The organism is Phenylobacterium composti DSM 19425 (assembly GCF_059568645.1).
The window spans coordinates 98,927-117,133 of the sequence record NZ_JCANTT010000017.1 but is presented as its reverse complement, the minus strand read 5'-3'; the positions used below and the strand labels follow the sequence as shown (position 1 = coordinate 117,133).

The window sequence follows — 18,207 nt, the reverse complement described above, 5'->3', positions numbered from 1 at the left end:
ACGCGCCTGCGCCCCCGTGGCCTTGAGCGCGGCCCATGCGTCTTGCCGATTTCGACTTCGACCTGCCCGAGGAGCGCATCGCGCTCCGGCCCGCGAGTCCGAGGGACTCCGCGCGCCTTTTGCTGGTCGAGCCGGGGCGGCCCATGCAGGACCTGGTGGTGCGGGACCTGCCGGGACTGCTGCGAGCCGGGGACGTGCTGGTGCTGAACGACACGCGGGTGATCCCGGCGCGGCTGAAGGGCGTGCGCCTGCGCGGTGAAAGCCGGGTGGCCGTGGAGGCGACCCTGCACCAGCGCAAGGCGGCCAGCGTTTGGACGGCCTTCATGCGTCCGGGCAAGCGGCTGCAGCCGGGCGACCGGGTGAGTTTCGGAGCCATGGACGACCGGGCCTGCGTGCTGGGCGCCCTGGACGCCACGGTGCGCGAGAAGGGCGAGGGCGGCGAGGTGAGCCTGGCCTTCGACCTTTCCGGGCCTGATCTGGACGCGGCCATCGCCGAGCGCGGCGCTATGCCGCTGCCGCCCTATATCGCCGCCAAGCGAGGGGAGGATGAGCGGGATCGGGTGGACTACCAGACAGTCTATGCCGAGGAGGACGGTTCGGTGGCGGCGCCCACCGCCGGCCTGCACTTCACGCCGGACCTGTTTGCGCGCCTGGCCGACGCCGGGGTGACGACCGAGAAGGTGACTTTGCATGTGGGCGCCGGGACCTTCCTGCCCGTGAAGACCGAGGAGGTCTCTGAGCACCGCATGCACGCCGAGTGGGGCGAGGTGGACGAGGGCACGGCCGAGCGGCTGAACGCCGTGCGCGCCGCAGGCGGCCGGATCATCTGCGTTGGCACCACTTCCCTGCGGCTTCTGGAAAGCGCTACCGGCGAAGACGGGATCGTCAGGCCGTTCCGCAACGAGACGGCGATCTTCATCACCCCCGGCTACCGTTTCCGCGCGGCGGACGGGCTGATGACCAATTTCCACCTGCCGAAATCGACGCTGTTCATGCTGGTCTCGGCTTTCGCTGGCCTGGAGACCATGCGCGAGGCCTATCGCCACGCCATCGAGACCGGCTACCGCTTCTATTCCTACGGCGACAGCTCGCTGCTCTGGAGAGCCTGATGGCCGCGTTCCCGTTCACCGTTCACGCCACCGACGGCAAGGCTCGGACCGGCGTCCTGGAAACGTCCCGCGGCGCGATCCGCACGCCAGCATTCATGCCCGTGGGCACGGCCGGCACGGTCAAGGCGCTGACCGTGGAGCAGGTGGCGGCGACCGGGGCCGACATCCTCCTGGGCAACACCTACCACCTGATGCTGCGGCCCACCGCCGAGCGGGTGCGGCGGCTGGGCGGCCTTCACAGGTTCATGCGCTGGGAGAGGCCGATCCTCACGGACAGCGGCGGCTTCCAGGTCATGTCCCTCTCACAAATCTCAAAGGTGACGGAGGAGAGCGTCACCTTCCAGAGCCACCTGGACGGCAGCCGGCACGTGCTGACGCCGGAGCGGTCCATCCAGATCCAGGCCGACCTGCTGGGCTCGGACATCGTCATGCAGCTGGACGAACTGGTGGCCCTGCCGGCGACGCCCGAGAAGGCGGCCGAGGCCATGCGGCGGTCGGCCCGGTGGGGGCAACGTTCGAAGGCGGCCTTCGGGACGCGCGAGGCCCAGGCGCTGTTCGGCATCCAGCAGGGTGGAACCGACGAGATGCTGCGCCGGGAATCGGCCGAGCGGCTGCAGGAGATCGGTTTCGACGGCTACGCCATCGGCGGCCTGGCCGTGGGCGAAGGGCACCAGGCCATGTGCGAAGTGCTGGACTATGCCCCGGGAATGCTGCCGGTGGAGAGGCCGCGCTATCTGATGGGGGTCGGCAAGCCCATCGACATCGTCGAGGCGGTCTACCGAGGCGTGGATATGTTCGACTGCGTCCTGCCCACCCGCTCGGGGCGGCATGGCCAGGCCTGGACCTGGGACGGTCCGCTGAACCTGAAGAACGCCCGCTTCGCCGAGGACGAGAGCCCGCTGGATCCGACCATTCCCGTCTCGGCCAGCCGCGACTATTCCAAGGCCTATCTGCACCACCTGGTGAAGGCGGGCGAAATTCTCGGCCAGGTCCTGCTGTCCTGGCACAACATCGCCTTCTTCCAGGCTCTGATGGCGGAGATGCGTGCCGCTATCGCCGAGAATCGGATGGAGGCGTTCCGCCGGGACTTTGCGGCGCGGCAGCGGCGGGCTGGCGGGTGGGATAGCGCGGAACGAAGCGCCGGTTAGGATCAGGCGGCGGCGTGCCGGCCTTCTCGTGGCTGGGCGTGGCCGGGGGATTGCAGCCCTTGGATTCGCCGAGGCCCTTCAGATAGGCGCGACGGACCCCGCCGGCGAAGATGGCGTCGCGCACCAACCGGTCGTGCCGCTCGGCCCCGGTGAGCTTGCGCACCCACCCGCGGAACGGGATGGCGTCGGAGGCGAAATCGGCGGCGGCGCCCAGGGCCGTCTCGCGGCTCCGCTCCATGACGTCCTGATCCTCGACGGCGATCCGGTCGAGGTCGGGCCCGAGGGCGTCGTCGAGGGCCTGCACGAGGCCAATGAGAGTGCGGCAGGTGTAGCCCTTAGGCGGCCGGGCGTAGGGATCGGCCATGGCCTCCAGCAACACCGGAGGGATCTTGGCGCGCATGACGTTGAGGTCGCGCAGGGGAGCGGTCGCGGCGCCCTGGACACTTTCCCGCTTCAGATCGTCGGCGGTCTTCACCCGCTCGGACGCGGGTTCGGATGGGGCCGGCTGGCCGGACGCCGCCGAGGCGGCGAGGGCCAGGAGAAGGGCGGAAGCAAGCTGGACGCGCATGTCAGCGTGACCATACCGCGACTTTGGGCGCTGATAAGGCGTGGCGTGCCGCCGCAGCAGCGGAGCGTTCATCAAAATGGGAGCGAGCTTCGCGGTGGTAGGCCGGCTGGGGCTCGAACCCAGGACCATTCGATTAAAAGTCGAATGCTCTACCACTGAGCTACCGGCCCGCACGCGGGTCGCGAAGCGGCGCGGACCATAGGCGCCGCTCTTGGCGCGCGCAAGCCATGTCAGCTTGCATTTGCGTCGCGGGGCCGAGGCGGCAGGATTGGCGCGCAGCCCGGCCCTACCGCCCGGCCGGGGGACTGCCTAGATTTGCGATCAGCTGCGGCGGGCTACGACGGCCCACTGGCGCGCCCAGTCCCGGGTCCCAGCATGGACGGTGGGTCTAAGCGTTCCGCAAGGGCGCTTTCCCGCCGCAGCACCCTCCTACTGCTGCTGTTGCTGCTGCTGCATCTGGTGCAGCCGCTGCTGCTCCACCAGGGTCGCGCCGGCAGCTCGGCGCGCGCCCGGCCGGGGCGCCGGGCGCGAGATGCGCAGAAATTCGGGCTCGCTGACCGCGGCGCGGGCCCGGCGCACGGAAACGCCCACGGACAGTTCGCTCTCGGCGTCGCCCTTGTAGACGCCCCGGGACGGCGGCACGTCGGAATAGTCGCGGCCCACGGCGCAGGCGATGTGCCGTTCGCCGGCCTCGGTGTTGTTGGTGGGGTCAAAGCCGATCCAGCGGGTGGACGGCAGGAAGACCTCGACCCAGGCATGGGTGGCGTCGGGATCGGAGCGGTCGCCGCCCTTGCGGTCGGTGAATAGGTAGCCGGAGACGTAGCGAGCCGGCACGCCCCATGACCGGCAAATGGCGATCATCAGGTGGGCGAAGTCCTGGCAGACGCCCTTGCGGGCCCGCAGCACGTCGTCGATGGGACTGTCGGCGCGGGTGACGCCCGCCTCGTAACCGAAGGCGGCATAGATGGCTTGGGACAGCTCGCGGACGGCGGTGAGCGGGTCGCGCTTGCGCAGGGCGCCGAGATCCTGCTCGGCCATGAAGGCGTGCAGAGCCTCGGTCTCGCGGGCGAAGCCGTGCGGGCGCAGATAGTCAAACTGTTCGCCGCGCACGAAGTCCGAGCGAAGGCGGTCCCACTCGCCCATGTCGAGGGTGTCGGGCAGGTCGATGGCCGGGGAGGTTTCCACCGCCGAGCGCGCCGTGATGACCAGGCGGTCATGCGGCTGCGGCACGTCGAAGTGATAGACCGCATTCCCGAAGCTGTCGGCGTAGGAGAAGAGCTGGGCCGGCGGGTCGATATCGAGGTCGAAGCTGACCAGCCGCTGGCGCGCGCTCTTCTGAGGCTGCATCCACAGCTCCATGACGCTCTCCCGCACCGGCGCGGCGTACTGGTACTGGGTGATGTGACGGATCTCGAGCAGCATCGGAAATCCCCTCAGGCCGGCAGCCGTTCTTCGAGCGGATAGGCCACGAAGGTGTCGTACATGAGCCGGTGGATGGCGGCGCATTCATCCAGCACGGTGGAGAGGAAGGCGCTGGGCCCCTGGCTCTCCAATTCGTTCATGTCGGCGTACTGCAGCCGCGCCTTGAGGCGGCCGGCCAGGCGCTCGGGACCCGCCACGCCCGCCATGCCCGCATGCCGGCATATGGCCTTGAGGTGGGACTCGATCTGGTCGGTGCAGAACCGGATCGCGCGCGGGAAGTCCTCGTCGAGCATCAGGAACTGGAGAATGTAACGGGGCTGCATCTCGGCGGTGTAGGCCCGCAGGTACGGCTCGAGGGCGCAGCTCATGCGCAGGACGTTGGTGAGGGCGAAGTGGTCGCTGATCGGCCGCCGGCGGCCATCCCCGAAGCAGACCTCCAGCAGCGAGCCGATGAGCTGGGCCCGCTCAAGGTACATGCCGAGCAGCAGGAACCGCCAGCCCTCGCCATGGCTCATGGTGGCGTCGGCGGCGCCCCTGAACAGGTGCAGGTCGGCGATGATGTCGTGCAGATAGAGCTGGGAGCCCTCGGCGTAAGCGGCCTCGGCGTCGGGGCCCGTCATCCGCAGATAGATGAGGTTTAGCCGCTCCCAGGTCTCGGTGGTGATCTGGTCGCGAACCTGGCGGGCGTTCTCGCGAGCCCGGGCGATGGAGGAGGCGATGGAGCCGGCGTCGTCGCGGTCGAACACCAGGGCCTTGGCCGCGGCGTAGGGATTCTTGGCCTTCGCCCCGTCGAAGTCGCCCACGGCGGCCAGGGCGATCCTGGCCACCTGGGTCGCGCTTTCCGAGCGGTCCAGGGTGGCGGTGAGCATTACGTCGGAGAGGCGGCACATGTGCTCCGCCCGCTCCACATAGCGCCCGATCCAGTAGAGGCTGTCGGCGACCCGCGCGAGCATCATGGGCGGCTCTCCCGGCTTTCGTTGAGCACCCAGGTGTCCTTGGAGCCGCCGCCCTGGCTGGAGTTCACCACCAGCGAGCCTTTCTTGAGCGCCACGCGAGTGAGCGCGCCGGGCGTGACCGAGATCTTCTCTCCGCAGAGGATGAAGGGGCGCAGGTCCACGTGCCGGGCCTCGACGCCGTGGTCGATGAGGCACGGGGCGGTGGAGAGCTGGATGGTCGGCTGGGCGATGTAGTTGCCGGGATCGGCCTTCAGGGCCTGGGTGAACTCCTCGCGCTGGGCCTGGGTGGAATGCGGGCCGACCAGCATCCCGTAGCCGCCTGAGGCGCCCACCGCCTTGACCACCAGCTTGTCGAGATTGGCCAGGACGTGGCTTAGCTGCGCCGGCTCGCGGCAGAGGTAGGTCTCGATATTGGGCAGGATCGGCTCCTCGCCCAAGTAGTAGCGGATGATGTCCGGGACATAGGCGTAGACCGCCTTGTCGTCGGCGACGCCGGTGCCGGGGGCGTTGCAGATGACCACGTTGCCGGCCCGGTAGGCGTTGAACAGGCCCGCTGCGCCCAGGGCCGAGTCCCGCCGGAAGGTGAGGGGGTCGATGAAGTCGTCGTCCACGCGCCGGTAGATGACGTCCACCCGCCTGAGGCCCGTGGTCGTGCGCATGTAGACAAAGTTGTCGTGCACCACGAGATCGCGGCCCTCGACGAGGGGCACGCCCATCAGCCGGGCGAGGTAGGCGTGCTCGTAGTAAGCCGAGTTGTAGACGCCGGGAGTCAGGACCACGACCTGCGGATTGGGCCGCCAGTCGGCCGCCATGCTCTTCAGGGTCTGGAGCAGCATGTCGGGATAGCGCTCCACCGACCGCACGCCGGCGCCGCGGAAGGTGCCTGGAAAGACCCGCTTGGAGGCCTCGCGGTTGGCCAGCATGTAGGAGACGCCGGAGGGGACCCGCAGGTTGTCCTCAAGCACCGCGAAGGCCCCATCCGGCTGGCGGATCAGGTCCGAACCGCAGACGTTGGCGTAGGCCTTGTGCGGCACATAGAGATTCTGCATCTCGCGCCGATAGGAAGGCGCGGTCAGGACCAGCTCGCGCGGCACCACGCCGTCCATCAGGATCTGCTGTTCCGAATAGATGTCGGCCAGGAACATGTTCAGCGCCTGGAGACGCTGGATCAGCCCAGCCTCGATCTTCGCCCACTCCTGGGCCGGGATGATCCGCGGCAGGATGTCGGTCGGAATGATCCGCTCGGTGGAGCTCTCGGCGCCATAGACGGTGAAGGTGATGCCCTGGAGCAGGAAGAACCGCTCCTGGGTCCTCTGACGTTCGGCCAGTTCGTCGGCCGACAGGGTGGCGAGCCTGGCCTGCAGGGCGGCGTAGTGGGGGCGCACCTGGCCATCGGCGCTGCGCGCCTCGTCATAGGGTCGCACGACCTCGATGGTTTCGGTCTCGACCCGGCTGACTTCCCCCACGTCGGCTACCACCTGCTCCCATCCATCACTGTTCAAAGCTGTAGGACGGTTGGGGCCTCGCCGAAAGCGCTGCGACAACTTTCGTTATGCGGACGCTTCGACAGATGGTGGCGCCCGGATTTTGGGCAGGCGCCTGTGGCGTGACAGGGAGCGACGGCGCGGCTACACGGACCTTCGGGGGGCTCGCGGGGATTCGAGCTTGGGTCGATTGCTCCACGCCTGCGCCGCCTCGGCGGCCCTGTGCGTTTACGGCGCAGCCGCGGCTGCGGAACCGCGCGCCGCTCTGGAGGGCGAGCTCGACGCGGATTTGCGCGCGGCTATCCAGCGCGCCATTGGCGAGACCGACGACAAGATCGAGAACCGTTTCGAAGCCCGACGGCGGGCCCGGGCCGCGGCCGAGGACGCCATAGCCGTCCTGCGTTCGGAGGGCTACTACGCCTATGTGGTGGAGCCGGACGTCAGCGAGACGGATCCGCCGACAGCTTTGGTGCGCATTACGCCCGGCCCGAGGTTCCGCCTGGGCGAGGCAGGCATCGAGTGGATCGAACCCGAACCCGATCCCGACGCGGCGGCCGAGGCCGAAAGGGCGGTAAACCTGCCGCCCGACGGACCGGGTCGGGCGGCTGATGTGATCGCCGCCGAAGGCCGGATCATCGCCGCGCTACAGCATCGGGGCTATCCCGACGCCACGCCCGAGCCGCGGGAAGTGATCGTCGACCACGCCACCACCCTCCTCACGCCGAGCTACCGCATCCGTTCGGGCGGGCTGGTGAAGCTGAACGGGCTGGAGATCATTACGGACGGCCGCACCCGGACCGGCTGGGTCCAGAGCCTGACGCCCTGGGCCCCCGGCGACATCTATGATCCCGACCGCGTGGCCGAACTCGAACGGCGTCTGCTGGACACGGGCGTATATGACAGCGTCACCGTCGCCCTGGCGCCGGCGGACAAGGTCACGTCGGAAGGGCTGCGGCCGGTGGTGGTGAGCCTGGCCGAACGCAAGCGGCGCACCATCGAGGCCGGCGCCAGCTATTCGACCACCGACGGGCCGGGTGTCGAAGGGCGCTGGACCCGCTACAATGTGCTTGGCCGGGCTGACACGCTTTCGGTGCTGGGGCGGTTCTCGGACAAGGACAGCCGGATCGAACCGGAAGTCACTCTGCCGCACTGGCGGCGGGCCCAGCAGACGTTGAGGCTGGGGGCGGCGGTCTACGACATCACCACGGACGCCTTCGACGAGACCGGCGCGGGCGTGCGCGGGGATGTGACCCGCCGCTACGGACGAACTTCCTATGTGACCGTCGGCGGCAGCATCGACGCCAGCCGCAACCGGGAAACCGACGAAGACGATCTTTCCCGCTTGGGGCTGGACCTGGTCACCGTCGCCGCCCTTGGCGACGTGCTGCTGGACCGATCGGACGATCCCCTCGATCCGCGCCGGGGCTGGAAGCTGAGCGCCCGGGCCGAGCCCACGGTGATCCTGGGCGAGGAAAACCTGCCGTACCTGCGCCTGCAGGTGCAGGGGACCGGCTATGTGCCCTTCGGCCCGGAGGCGCGGACGGTGCTGGCCGGCCGCCTGAGGGTGGGGCGGATCATCAACGGGACCGTGCCCGAGGTGCCGGCCTCACGGCGGTTCTATGCAGGCGGCGGCGGCTCGGTGCGGGGCTTCCCCTACCAGGGGGTCGGCCCGCGGCTGGATGACGGAACCCCCCGGGGCGGTCTCTCGCTGGTCGAAGCCTCGGCGGAGGTGCGCCGGGATCTCACCGAGCGGTGGGGCATGGCGCTGTTCGTGGATGCGGGCTCGGTAGGCTCGAACGGGGCCCTCGACCTTGACGACCTCGCCGTGGGGGCGGGTGTTGGCATCCGTTACAACCTGGGTTTCGCCCCGATCCGCGTGGACATCGCAACGCCTGTGGCGCGTCGGCGCGGTGAAGCGCCGATCCAGGTCTACATCAGCATCGGACAAAGCTTTTGAGCGAGCCGTCGGACACGCCGGCGGTTCCGGCCGCCCTGAAGCGCTCGGTGATCCCGAAAACCATCGTGGCGATCTGCGTGGTGGTGTTGGTGGCGTCCGCCGGACTGTTCGCCGCCGGGCGCTGGGGCGTGCTGGCGCCGGAGGCGCTGCTGTTGATCGAAGCCCGCACGGACGGCCTCAAGATCGGGCGTTTTGGCCGACTGAAGATCGAAGGCCTGTCCGGCGACGTGTGGCGGGATTTCCGCGTTCGCCGGCTGACGATCCGGGACGAGAAAGGCGTCTGGCTGGAGGCGAAAAACCTTCATCTTCAATGGCGTTATCTCGAATTGCTAAGGCGCAGGTTCGATGCCGACCTGATCGAGGCCGAGAGCCTGCGGCTGGTTCGCAGGCCGACCCTGGGGCCCAAGGGCAAGGACCGCGGCCTGCCTGTCTCGTTCCACATCGACGCCCTGCGCACGCGCGTCGTGCTGGAGGAGGGCTTCAGCTATCGGCGGGGCGTCTATGACCTGTCCGCCAACCTCGCCATCGAGCGGGCCGGGGGGCGGTCTGGCAAGGTGGCGGCCAAGAGCATCCTCCATCCCGGGGATCACCTGGACGTGGACTTCGCCCTGGGGCCCAAGGTGCCGCTGCGGCTGACGGCCGATGCGGTGGAGGCTCAGGGCGGGGCCTTGGCCGGGGCGCTGGGATTGCCGGCCGACCAGCCATTTGAGCTGGTGGTGCGTGCGTCCGGTAAGGCCTCGGAGGGCCGGTTCCAAGCCACGGCCCGCTCGGGCGAGCTCACGCCGGTGCTGGCGCGAGGCGCGTGGCGGCCGGACGGCGGCACGGCCGGCGGGCGAGTCCTGCTCGACGCCTCGACTCTGACGCGTCCGCTCATGGCGAGGTTCGGGCCCGAGGTGCGGTTCGGGCTGGCGGGCAAGCGGGCGGATAAGCAGTTCCACGACCTGGAGGGGCGGATCTACGCCGACAACCTCACCGTGGTCCTCTCAGGGCGGGGCAACTTGGGCGAACGGCGGCTGGCGCCGCAGGGGGTGCGGATCCAGGCCACCACCCCCGATCTTCAACGGCTGGCAGGCGGCCCGGAGATGCAGGCTGGGCGGCTCACCGGCGTCGTCACCGGAACCCTGGCGGAATGGAAGTTTGCGGGCCATGCGACGGTCTCCGACCTTTCCATGGGCGGCTATGGCCTGACCCGGATCGCCGGGCCGGTGCAGGCCGGACGGGACAGGGCGGGACTTTCGGTCAAGGCCAGACTGTCCGGGGTGGGCGGCAAGGGACAGGGCTTCCTGGCGGCGATGCTGGGCGCCGCGCCTTCGGCGACGCTGGACGCGGCCCGACTGACCGACGGGCGCCTGCTGCTGCGCGAACTGGATGTGGCCGGCGCCGGGCTGAAAGTGGAGGCCAGCGGCGGACGAAGCCTGCTCGGCGCCCTGACCTTCAAGGGATCGGCCGAGGTGTCGAACCTGGGAGCGGCCCGACCAGGGGCGGCTGGCGGGGCGACCCTGACCTGGCAGGCGACGCAGGGTGGGAGCGGCCGGCCCTGGACCGTCAGTTTCGACGGGCGCGGCCGGGGCCTGGCCACCGGCATGGAGGAGCTTGATCGGCTGCTCGGGCGCGAACCCAGGGCGAAGGCCCAGGCCAACTGGCAGGATGGCGCACTATCGGTGGCCCGGGCCAGCCTGGACGGAGCGGCTTTCCAGGCGACCCTGGCCGGGGCGCTGCGCGGGGACCGCACCCTGGCCTTCAAGACCGACTGGAGCGCCCAGGGGCCGTTCCGGGTGGGCCCGGTGGAGATCACCGGCCAGGCCAAGGGGACGGGCGCCGTGACCGGAACGCTGGCGGCGCCGAAACTGGACCTGATGGCCGACATCGAGCAGGTGGACGTCCCGCGCCTGCCGCTGACCAACGCCAAGCTGACCTTGAGCTTCCAGCGTCTGGTGGATGGATCGAGCGGCCTCGTGGCGATCGTTGCCGACAGCGCCTATGGCCCGGCGCGAGCCCGGGGGGCCTTCCGCTTCCCCGAGGGTGGGGTGGACCTGACCGAACTGGACGTGGACGCCGGCGGCCTGCAGGCCAAGGGGGCGATCTCGCTGCGTCGGCGCAGCCCGTCGTCGGCGGATCTTGATCTGGCCGTTGGGCCAGGGGCTTTCCTCAAGGCGGGGCGGGTCTGGGGAGACCTGCGGATCGTCGACGCCGGCGGGGCGCGGGCGAGCCTCGACCTGCGGGCGGAGAATGCCCGCCCGGCGGGCTCGGGCATGGCCATCCGCAACGCCCGGCTGACGGCGGATGGGCCGCTGGCGCGCCTGCCTTACACCCTCGCCGCCGAGGGCGGCTCCAAGCGGGGCGCCTGGCGGATCGACGGCAGGGGCGTCCTGGCCGAGGCGGAGGCGGGCTATGCGCTCGGGTTCGACGGCATGGGCCGTCTCGGACGCCGTGACGTGCATACGGTGCAGACGGCGATGTTCCGCTTCGGCGGCGAGGAGCGGTCCGCGCGGCTGCGGCTGGCCAGCTCCGACGGTGGACGGATCGATTTCGACGGCGCGCTGCGGGGCGAGGCCGCCGCGGTCCAGGCCCGCATCGTCGGCGTGACCCTCGAGATGCTTGATCCCGATCTGGCGGGGCGGATCGACGGGACGCTCAGCCTGAACGGGCGAGGCGAGGCCCTTGAGGGAGCCTTTGAGGCGCGGTTGGCGGATGCGCGCGGCCGCGGCGCACCGGAGGTCCAGGGCATGGACGTCCAGGTGCGCGGCAAGCTGGCGGGCAACGCCCTGACGCTTCAGGCCGAGACCCGCAACGAACAGGGGCTGCGGGCGGGCGCCGACCTGATGCTGCCGGCCGATGCCTCAGCGGCGCCGTTCCGCATCGCCATCGCCCGGCAGAAACCGATGCGCGGCCGGTTCTCGGCCGAGGGCGAGGTGCGGCCTCTGTGGGACCTGCTATTCGGCGGCGAGCGGGCTCTGGCCGGCGTGGTCCGCACCCAGGGAACGTTGGGCGGCACTCTGGCGGACCCGAACGCCGTGGGCCACATCAGCGTCGAGCGCGGCCGCTTCGACGACGGCGGAACGGGCCTATCCCTGCGCGACGTGACCCTGGCCGCGGACTTCACGCGTAACGGGGTGGACGTGACCGAGGCGTCGGGCGTCGATGGCCATGGCGGACGGGTCGCGGGCCGCGGCCGGGTGAGCCTGCAACGCGACGGCGTGTCCAGCTTCCGCCTCGACCTTGAGGACTTCCGGCTGATCGACAATGAGATCGCCACCGCCTCGGCCACGGGGCAGGCGACCATCGCCCGGGCTGCGGACGGCAAGGTGCGGCTGTCCGGCTATCTGACCATCGATCGCGCCGACGTGGCGGCTGACCTGCCAACGCCGTCCGGCGTGGTGGCCATGGATGTGAAGGAAATCAATCGACCGGACACTCTGGACACGGCTCTGCCGGCGCCACGCAGCCGCGGCTCGGGTTGGCTGCTGGACGTGAACCTGAAGGCGCCGCGTAGGGTGTTCCTGCGCGGCCGGGGGCTCGACGTGGAACTGTCGCTGGACGCTCACGTGGGCGGGACCACGACGCGGCCCAACCTCTCGGGCGTGGCTCGGGTCGTCCGCGGCGACTACGAGTTCGCCGGCAAGCGGTTCGAGTTCGACGACTCCAGCATCGTCTATCTGGCGACTCAGCCGCAGAACATCCGCCTGCAGCTGGACGCGACGCGCGACGATCCCACCCTGAGCGTCACCGTGCGCATCCGGGGCACGGCGGCGGTCCCCGAGGTGACTCTGACCTCATCGCCCACCCTCCCGAACGACGAGGTGCTGTCGCAGGTGCTGTTCGGGCGCTCGGCCGCCCAGCTCTCGCCGGTGGAGGCGGCGCAGCTGGCGTCGGCGCTTTCGTCGCTGACTGGGGGCGGCGGGCTTGACGTGATCGGCAACCTGCGGACCTTCGCCGGTCTCGACCGGCTGGCCTTCGGCGGCGGCGACGAGGCCGGGATGACTGTCTCGGGCGGCAAGTACCTGACCGACGACGTCTATCTGGAACTCACCGGCGGCGGGCGGGAAGGCGGGGCGGCGCAGGTTGAATGGCGTCTGCGCCGCAACCTGGCGATCATCTCGCGCATCACCGGGCAAGGCGAGAACCGCCTGGCCGTGCGCTGGCGGCGGGACTACTAGTCCGCGCCGCGGCCGCCCTTCCGGGCGTAGGTTTGCGTGCCGGGGGTGAAGACCCGGTCGTTCGGCAGAACCGCGTCAATCGGAATGTCCTCGGCGGGCGCAAGCCGGGCGTAGAGCGGCGCAAAGTCCTGAAGGGTGGCGTCCAGCAGGCTCTGCAGCGACGGGACGACGAAATAGACCTGCTGGAAATCGTCGATCCGGTAGGGCGTTCGCATCACCCGCTCGAGGTCGAAGCCAAGGCGGTTGGGCGAGGGATCGTCGAGGGCGAAGATCGATTCCGCGTGGCTGGAGACAATGCCGGCTCCAAAGATTCGCAGACCCTGCGGCGTGTTCAGGAGGCCGAACTCCACCGTGTACCAGTAGAGGCGGGCGAGGTTGTGCAGGCGGCCGAGCCCCAAGGCGCGGCGTCCGCCCTCGCCATAGGCTTGCATGTAGTCGGCGAAAACCGGATCGGTGAGCATCGGCACGTGGCCGAAGACGTCGTGGAAGACGTCAGGCTCCTGCAGGTAGTCCAGCTGGTCTGGTCTGCGGATGAACTGGCCGGCGGGGAAGCGGCGATTGGCCAGATGGTCGAAGAAGACATCGTCAGGCACGAGACCGGGGACCGCCACCACCGTCCAGCCAGTAAGTCGGCGGAGCTCCTCGTTGATGCGGACGAAGTCAGGGATGCCGGCCCGGTGCAGGTCGAGGGCCTCGAGCCCCTTGAGGAACGGATCGGCGGCGCGACCAGGCAGGAGGCGGACCTGACGCTCATAGAGCGTGATCCAGACCTCGTGCTCCGCCTGGGCGTAAGCCTCCCAGTTCTGATCGATCGTCCAGTCGGCCCGCGCCCCGGGCGGCGGGCCGCTCGCAAAGCCGTCGGCGCTCATGCCGACAGAATGGCCCCTTCCGCGCGGAAGTTCCGTTCTGAATGGTCCGCCAAAACGGGGTTTGGCGAAAGAACCTTGCGCGCTAGTGGCTGATCCGGGGACGCAGCGTGTATTGGCCTTCGCGGAAGGATTCGAAGATCAGCGAGGCCTGGGGATGGCCCACCGGCTGGCCGCTGTCGTCGGGCACCAGGTTCTGTTCCGAGACGTACGCCACGTAGGCGCTCTCATCGTTCTCGGCCAGGAGGTGGTAGAACGGCTGGTCCTTGTGCGGTCGGATGTGCGCCGGAATCGACAGCCAGTACTCCTCGGTGTTGTTGAACGAGGGGTCGACGTCGAAGATCACGCCGCGGAAAGGATAGACGCGGTGCCGGACGACCTGGCCGATCGTGAATTTGGCGAAACGCGTGTCCATACTCTCGAATCTAAGCCCTATCTCCTGACTGGAAGGTGAACGTAGCGCTCGGACTATTCTGTTCAAGGCTCTGCTTCCGGCCGCGGCGGGCGCTTGCTAAAGTCGCGGGGAAATGAGGCGGCCCGCCGGGCGGCCTGCGCAAGGACGGATGTAGTCCATGGATGAGGCGCCGAGCGCGCCGCGCGCCCCGACGGCTGTGCGGGGACGCGAACGGGGAAGGCCGGGAGGCGAGGCACCGTGCTATGCGGCGCTCGATCTGGGCACCAATAACTGCCGCCTGTTGATCGCCACGCCCTCGGCAGGCGGGTTTCGGGTGGTGGAGGCCTATTCACGCATCGTGCGGCTAGGCGAGGGCCTGGCGCAGAGCCGACAGCTCTCCGAAGCGGCCATGGAGCGGGCGGTGGCCGCGCTCAAGGTCAGCGCCGAGAAGGTGCGCCGTCGGCGGGTGGTGCGATTTCGCGCCATCGCCACCCAGGCCTGCCGTATCGCCGAGAACGGGCCGGCGTTCCTGGAACGGGTGGCCCAGGAGACGGGCGTCCGGCTGCAGGTGATCAGCCCCCAGGAGGAGGCGAGGCTCTCGGTGACGGGCTGCCTGAACCTGCTCGACCGTGGGCAGGACGCCGCCCTTGTGGTGGACGTGGGCGGCGGGTCGACCGAGTTGTCCTGGGTGGACCTGCGCGGGGCGCCGCCGGAGGGGATGCCGCCGATCCGGGCGTGGTTTTCGATTCCCATGGGCGTGGTGACCCTGGCCGAGCGTTTCCCGGAGGGCGAGGTCGCCACCGAGTCCTGGTTCCGGGCGATGGTGGAGACCGTGAAGGCCGAACTCGGCGCCTTCCGCCGGGCCGAGCCCATGCGGCCGATCTTTGAGGCCGACCGCGCGCACCTGATCGGCACCTCGGGCGCCATTACCAGCCTGGCCGGGCTGCACCTTGAGTTGCCTCGCTATGACCGTAGCCGGGTGGACGGCATCTGGATGAGCCGCGACGAATGCGACGCCGCGGCCGGGCGTCTCCTGGCCTTGAACGCCAAGGAGCGAGCCCAGGAACCGTGCATCGGGCCGGACCGGGCGGACCTCGTGCTGGCAGGGGCCGCGATCCTGCAGGCCGTGCAGGAACTGTGGCCGTGCTCGCGGGTGCGGGTGGCCGACCGCGGCCTGCGCGAAGGCATTCTCCTGTCCCTCATGTCCGACCGCGGAGGCCGACGCCGGCGCCGGCGTCGCCGCTCCCGGAGCGCCCGGAGTTCCTGATGACCGAACCGCCCCGCAAACGCATGGTGAAGCCGCCGACGGGCGGCCTCGAAGGAGGGCGCGGCAAGCCCGCGCGCCTGAAGACCGCCAAGCAGCGCACGCCGTCGCAGCAGGCCTGGCTTGAGCGTCAGGTGAACGATCCGTTCGCAGCCAAGGCCCGGGCGCTGGGCTATCGCAGCCGGGCGACGTTCAAGATCAGCGAGATCGACGAGCGTTTCCGCCTGTTCCGCAAGGGGGTGCGGGTGGTGGACTTGGGCCTCGCGCCAGGCGGCTGGACCCAGTATGCGATCCAGAAGGGCGTGACGCAGATCGTCGGCGTCGACCTTCTGCCGGTGGAGCCGCTGCCGCCGGCGCACATCCTGCAGATGGACTTCACCGACCCGGCCTGCGGGCCACAGCTGATCGAACTGCTCGGCGGCGCGCCCGACGTGGTCATGTCGGACATGGCGCCGAACACCATCGGCCACCGGGAGACCGACCACCTCCGGATCGTCGGCCTGATCGAGGCGGCGATGGACTTCGCCATCGAGGTTCTCAAGCCGGGCGGGACGTTCGTGGCCAAGGCCTTCCAGGGAGGCGGGACGGACCAGCTGATCGCGGCGCTGAAGAAGCACTTCAGCGAGGTGCGAAACGTGAAGCCCAAGGCCAGCCGTCAGGACAGCTCCGAGGTGTTTCTCGTGGCGACGGGCTTCAAGGGCCGGGCGGCGGCTCCGGCGTCTTAGCGCCTTCCTCTAGGAGCCAGTCGCGGAAGCGCCGCAGGGCGCGGCTCTCGGCGCCGGGCTGGGTGAGGAGGGCGAAGGCGCTCGCTGCGCGGTGGAAGCCCAGCGGCGCAACCAGCCGCCCCTGGCGGACCTCCTCGACACAGAGGGGCCAGGAGAGGACCGCCGCGCCGAGGCCGGCGAGGGCGGCGTCCATGGCGAAATGGACGTGGGCGAACGGCCGCTCGGCGACGTTGGGCAGTTCCAGCCCGGCGAGCTCTGCGAACACCGGCCAGGCCTCGGGGTGGGTGACGGCGGCCAGCCGCGGCGCTTTCAGAAGATTCCCGCCGGCCCGCTCGGCGCAGTCCGGCGACATGACTGCGCCCAGGGCGTTGCGGATGAAGGCCGTGCAGTTGGGCTCGGCGGTGCGGGCGAGGGGCACGATGCGGACCACCGCCTGGGCACCGCGGTGGGCCGTGGCGTGGGGCGCAAGTTCGGTCAGATGCAGGCGAATGTCGGGGTGACGAGCCTGGAAGCCGGCGAGGCGCGGGATCAGCCACTTCACCGAAATGCTGGCGTTGACCGCCACATGCAGATCTTCGCCGCCCTGACGGGTGGCCCGCACCGCCGCCTCGATACGGCCGAACGCCTCGGTGAGCTGGGCGGCGAGCTCCCGGCCGGCGGCCGTAAGTTCCAGGCGATGCTTGGGGCCGGTCAGGAGACGAACGGCGAGGGCGGCTTCAAGCGCCTTCAGCTGCCGGCTCACGGCGGACGGCGTAACGGCCAGCTCTTCGGCCGCGAGGGTCACCTTTCCGGTGCGCGCCACCGCCTCGAACGCACGCAGCGCATTGAGGGACGGTAGTGATCGACTTGTGAGTTTTTGGAACATACCCGTCCAGATAAGTCGATTTTTCTCAAATCGCCAGTCGGGCATCAGGGGCCATGGCGCAGCCCACGCGATCACAGGCCCTAATCGTCGCTGGCCTCGGCGTGGGCCAGATCGCGGCCTTCGCCTCCAGCTTCTACTTGATGGGCGTGCTGGGCGATCCGATCGGACGGACGCTCGATCTCTCGCCCACGTTTGTCTTCGCCGCCGCTTCGCTTTCGCTGCTCGTCCCGGCGGTCGTGTCCCCGGTGGTGGCGCGGCGGATCGACGAGCGAGGCGGCAAGCCGGTGCTCATCGGCTCGCATGCGGTGCTGGCCCTGGGCCTGGCGATCCTCGCAGTGGCGGACGGCGGTGCGGGGCTGATCCTGGCCATGGCCATGATCGGCCTGGGCATGGCCCTGGGACTTTCGCCGACGCCGTTCGCGATCCTCGTCTCCCTCTATGGGGAGGAGGCCCGACGACCGATCACCGCGGTGGCCCTGATCGGGGGCCTGGGCTCGGTGGTGGGCTGGCCCCTGACCGGTTGGCTGGTGGACGAGGTCGGCTGGCGGGGCGCCTGTCTGGTCTGGGCGGCCGTGCAACTCGCCGGCTGCGTTCCGCTGTCGGCCTGGACCTGCCCACAGACCCCCGGGGAGCGCGGCGAGGATGTACGTGCTGCGGCGCCGGCCAAGGTCCGGTGGGACCGCCCGATGGTGCAGCTTTCGGTGCTCTTCGCCTGCGCCTGGTTCGTCTCCACCTGCATGAGCGCGCACCTGCCGCGCCTGTTGATCGCCTTTGGCCTGTCGATCCACGCCGCCACGGCGGCGGCCGGGCTCATGGGCGTGGCGGCGGTCACGGTGCGGTTCCTGGAATTCACGGTGCTGCGCAGGCTTGAGCCCCTGGCGACGGCGCGCCTTGCGACCCTGGCTCATCCGGCCGGAGCAGGGATGCTGCTGGCGGGCGGCGCGGGCGCCGCACCCGCCCTGGCGGTTGGGCAGGGCGTCGGCAACGGCATGCTCACCGTGGCCAAGGGCGTTCTGCCTCTGAAGATATGGGGCGCAAGGGACTACGCCCTGCGCTCGGCCCTGATCGGTCGGCCAGCGATCATCGCCCAGGCGGCCGGGCCGATGGTCTACGCCATCGCCCTGGAACGTTCGGCCGTGGTGGCGCTCGGCCTGTCGTCGCTGCTCTGCCTTGTCATGTTCGTCCTGACGTTCGGCCTTTCGACCCGCGGCGAAAGGGCGCGGGAGGCGGCTCTGGCATGAATGCGCCGATCCCCCACTTGCCCCAACGGCGGCCTTCCCCGTATATCCGCG

At 69.8% G+C, this 18,207-nt stretch carries 14 protein-coding genes and 1 tRNA gene; 7 read left to right on the top strand and 8 right to left on the bottom strand.

Annotated features, from left to right (window positions below):
- Positions 1-35 precede the first annotated feature (35 nt).
- Together queA and tgt are read left to right on the top strand one after the other, a co-directional pair.
- Positions 36-1,109 carry a tRNA preQ1(34) S-adenosylmethionine ribosyltransferase-isomerase QueA gene (queA, locus tag BO64_RS13295; protein WP_496403782.1) on the top strand — a complete coding sequence of 358 codons (1,074 nt, stop codon included), beginning with the start codon at positions 36-38 and terminating at the stop codon, positions 1,107-1,109.
- The gene (gene tgt, locus BO64_RS13290; protein ID WP_496403781.1) at positions 1,109-2,257 is read left to right on the top strand and encodes a tRNA guanosine(34) transglycosylase Tgt; all 1,149 of its coding nucleotides are present in this window, start codon (positions 1,109-1,111) and stop codon (positions 2,255-2,257) included. Before queA ends, tgt begins: the two co-directional genes overlap by 1 nt.
- On the opposite strand, the gene BO64_RS13285 is transcribed toward tgt, so the two are convergent.
- The 5 genes from BO64_RS13285 to BO64_RS13265 form a co-directional block, all read right to left on the bottom strand.
- A complete protein-coding gene (locus BO64_RS13285) occupies positions 2,160-2,825 on the bottom strand; it encodes a hypothetical protein (protein ID WP_496403780.1) in 666 nt (221 codons plus the stop codon). The genes tgt and BO64_RS13285 overlap by 98 nt on opposite strands.
- Before the next feature lie 95 nt (positions 2,826-2,920).
- Positions 2,921-2,995 (bottom strand) — tRNA-Lys (locus BO64_RS13280).
- 259 nt (positions 2,996-3,254) lie between these two features.
- Positions 3,255-4,247, bottom strand: a complete 993-nt coding sequence (locus tag BO64_RS13275; protein ID WP_496403779.1) for a transglutaminase family protein — start codon at positions 4,245-4,247, stop codon at positions 3,255-3,257.
- Between the two features lie 11 nt (positions 4,248-4,258).
- A complete protein-coding gene (locus tag BO64_RS13270) occupies positions 4,259-5,203 on the bottom strand; it encodes an alpha-E domain-containing protein (RefSeq protein WP_496403778.1) in 945 nt (314 codons plus the stop codon).
- Positions 5,200-6,636 (bottom strand): circularly permuted type 2 ATP-grasp protein, encoded by a 1,437-nt coding sequence (locus BO64_RS13265; RefSeq protein WP_496403874.1) that lies wholly within the window; start codon positions 6,634-6,636, stop codon positions 5,200-5,202. Before BO64_RS13265 ends, BO64_RS13270 begins: the two co-directional genes overlap by 4 nt.
- 232 nt (positions 6,637-6,868) lie before the next feature.
- On the opposite strand from BO64_RS13265, the gene BO64_RS13260 reads away from it, so the two are divergent.
- The gene (locus BO64_RS13260) at positions 6,869-8,644 is read left to right on the top strand and encodes an autotransporter assembly complex protein TamA (RefSeq protein ID WP_496403777.1); all 1,776 of its coding nucleotides are present in this window, start codon (positions 6,869-6,871) and stop codon (positions 8,642-8,644) included.
- Complete coding sequence (locus BO64_RS13255; protein ID WP_496403776.1) at positions 8,641-12,801, top strand: translocation/assembly module TamB domain-containing protein; 4,161 nt, start codon at positions 8,641-8,643, stop codon at positions 12,799-12,801. Before BO64_RS13260 ends, BO64_RS13255 begins: the two co-directional genes overlap by 4 nt.
- Here the strand turns inward: BO64_RS13255 and phhA are convergent.
- Together phhA and hspQ are read right to left on the bottom strand one after the other, a co-directional pair.
- Complete coding sequence (phhA, locus tag BO64_RS13250) at positions 12,798-13,670, bottom strand: phenylalanine 4-monooxygenase (RefSeq protein ID WP_496403775.1); 873 nt, start codon at positions 13,668-13,670, stop codon at positions 12,798-12,800. The two genes, BO64_RS13255 and phhA, sit on opposite strands and share 4 nt — an antisense overlap.
- 82 nt (positions 13,671-13,752) lie before the next feature.
- Entirely contained in the window at positions 13,753-14,082 is a 330-nt protein-coding gene (hspQ, locus tag BO64_RS13245; protein WP_496403774.1) for a heat shock protein HspQ, read from the bottom strand.
- Between the two features lie 157 nt (positions 14,083-14,239).
- Between hspQ and BO64_RS13240 the strand changes: the two genes are divergently transcribed.
- Both BO64_RS13240 and BO64_RS13235 read left to right on the top strand, forming a co-directional pair.
- Positions 14,240-15,328 (top strand): Ppx/GppA phosphatase family protein, encoded by a 1,089-nt coding sequence (locus BO64_RS13240; RefSeq protein WP_496403773.1) that lies wholly within the window; start codon positions 14,240-14,242, stop codon positions 15,326-15,328.
- Positions 15,328-16,050 carry an RlmE family RNA methyltransferase gene (locus tag BO64_RS13235; protein ID WP_496403772.1) on the top strand — a complete coding sequence of 241 codons (723 nt, stop codon included), beginning with the start codon at positions 15,328-15,330 and terminating at the stop codon, positions 16,048-16,050. Before BO64_RS13240 ends, BO64_RS13235 begins: the two co-directional genes overlap by 1 nt.
- Here the strand turns inward: BO64_RS13235 and BO64_RS13230 are convergent.
- Positions 16,019-16,915: a LysR family transcriptional regulator gene (locus BO64_RS13230; protein WP_496403771.1), complete on the bottom strand. Its 897-nt coding sequence runs from the start codon at positions 16,913-16,915 to the stop codon at positions 16,019-16,021. The two genes, BO64_RS13235 and BO64_RS13230, sit on opposite strands and share 32 nt — an antisense overlap.
- A 53-nt stretch (positions 16,916-16,968) precedes the next feature.
- Between BO64_RS13230 and BO64_RS13225 the strand changes: the two genes are divergently transcribed.
- Positions 16,969-18,156, top strand: a complete 1,188-nt coding sequence (locus BO64_RS13225; RefSeq protein ID WP_496403770.1) for an MFS transporter — start codon at positions 16,969-16,971, stop codon at positions 18,154-18,156.
- Positions 18,157-18,207 lie beyond the last annotated feature (51 nt).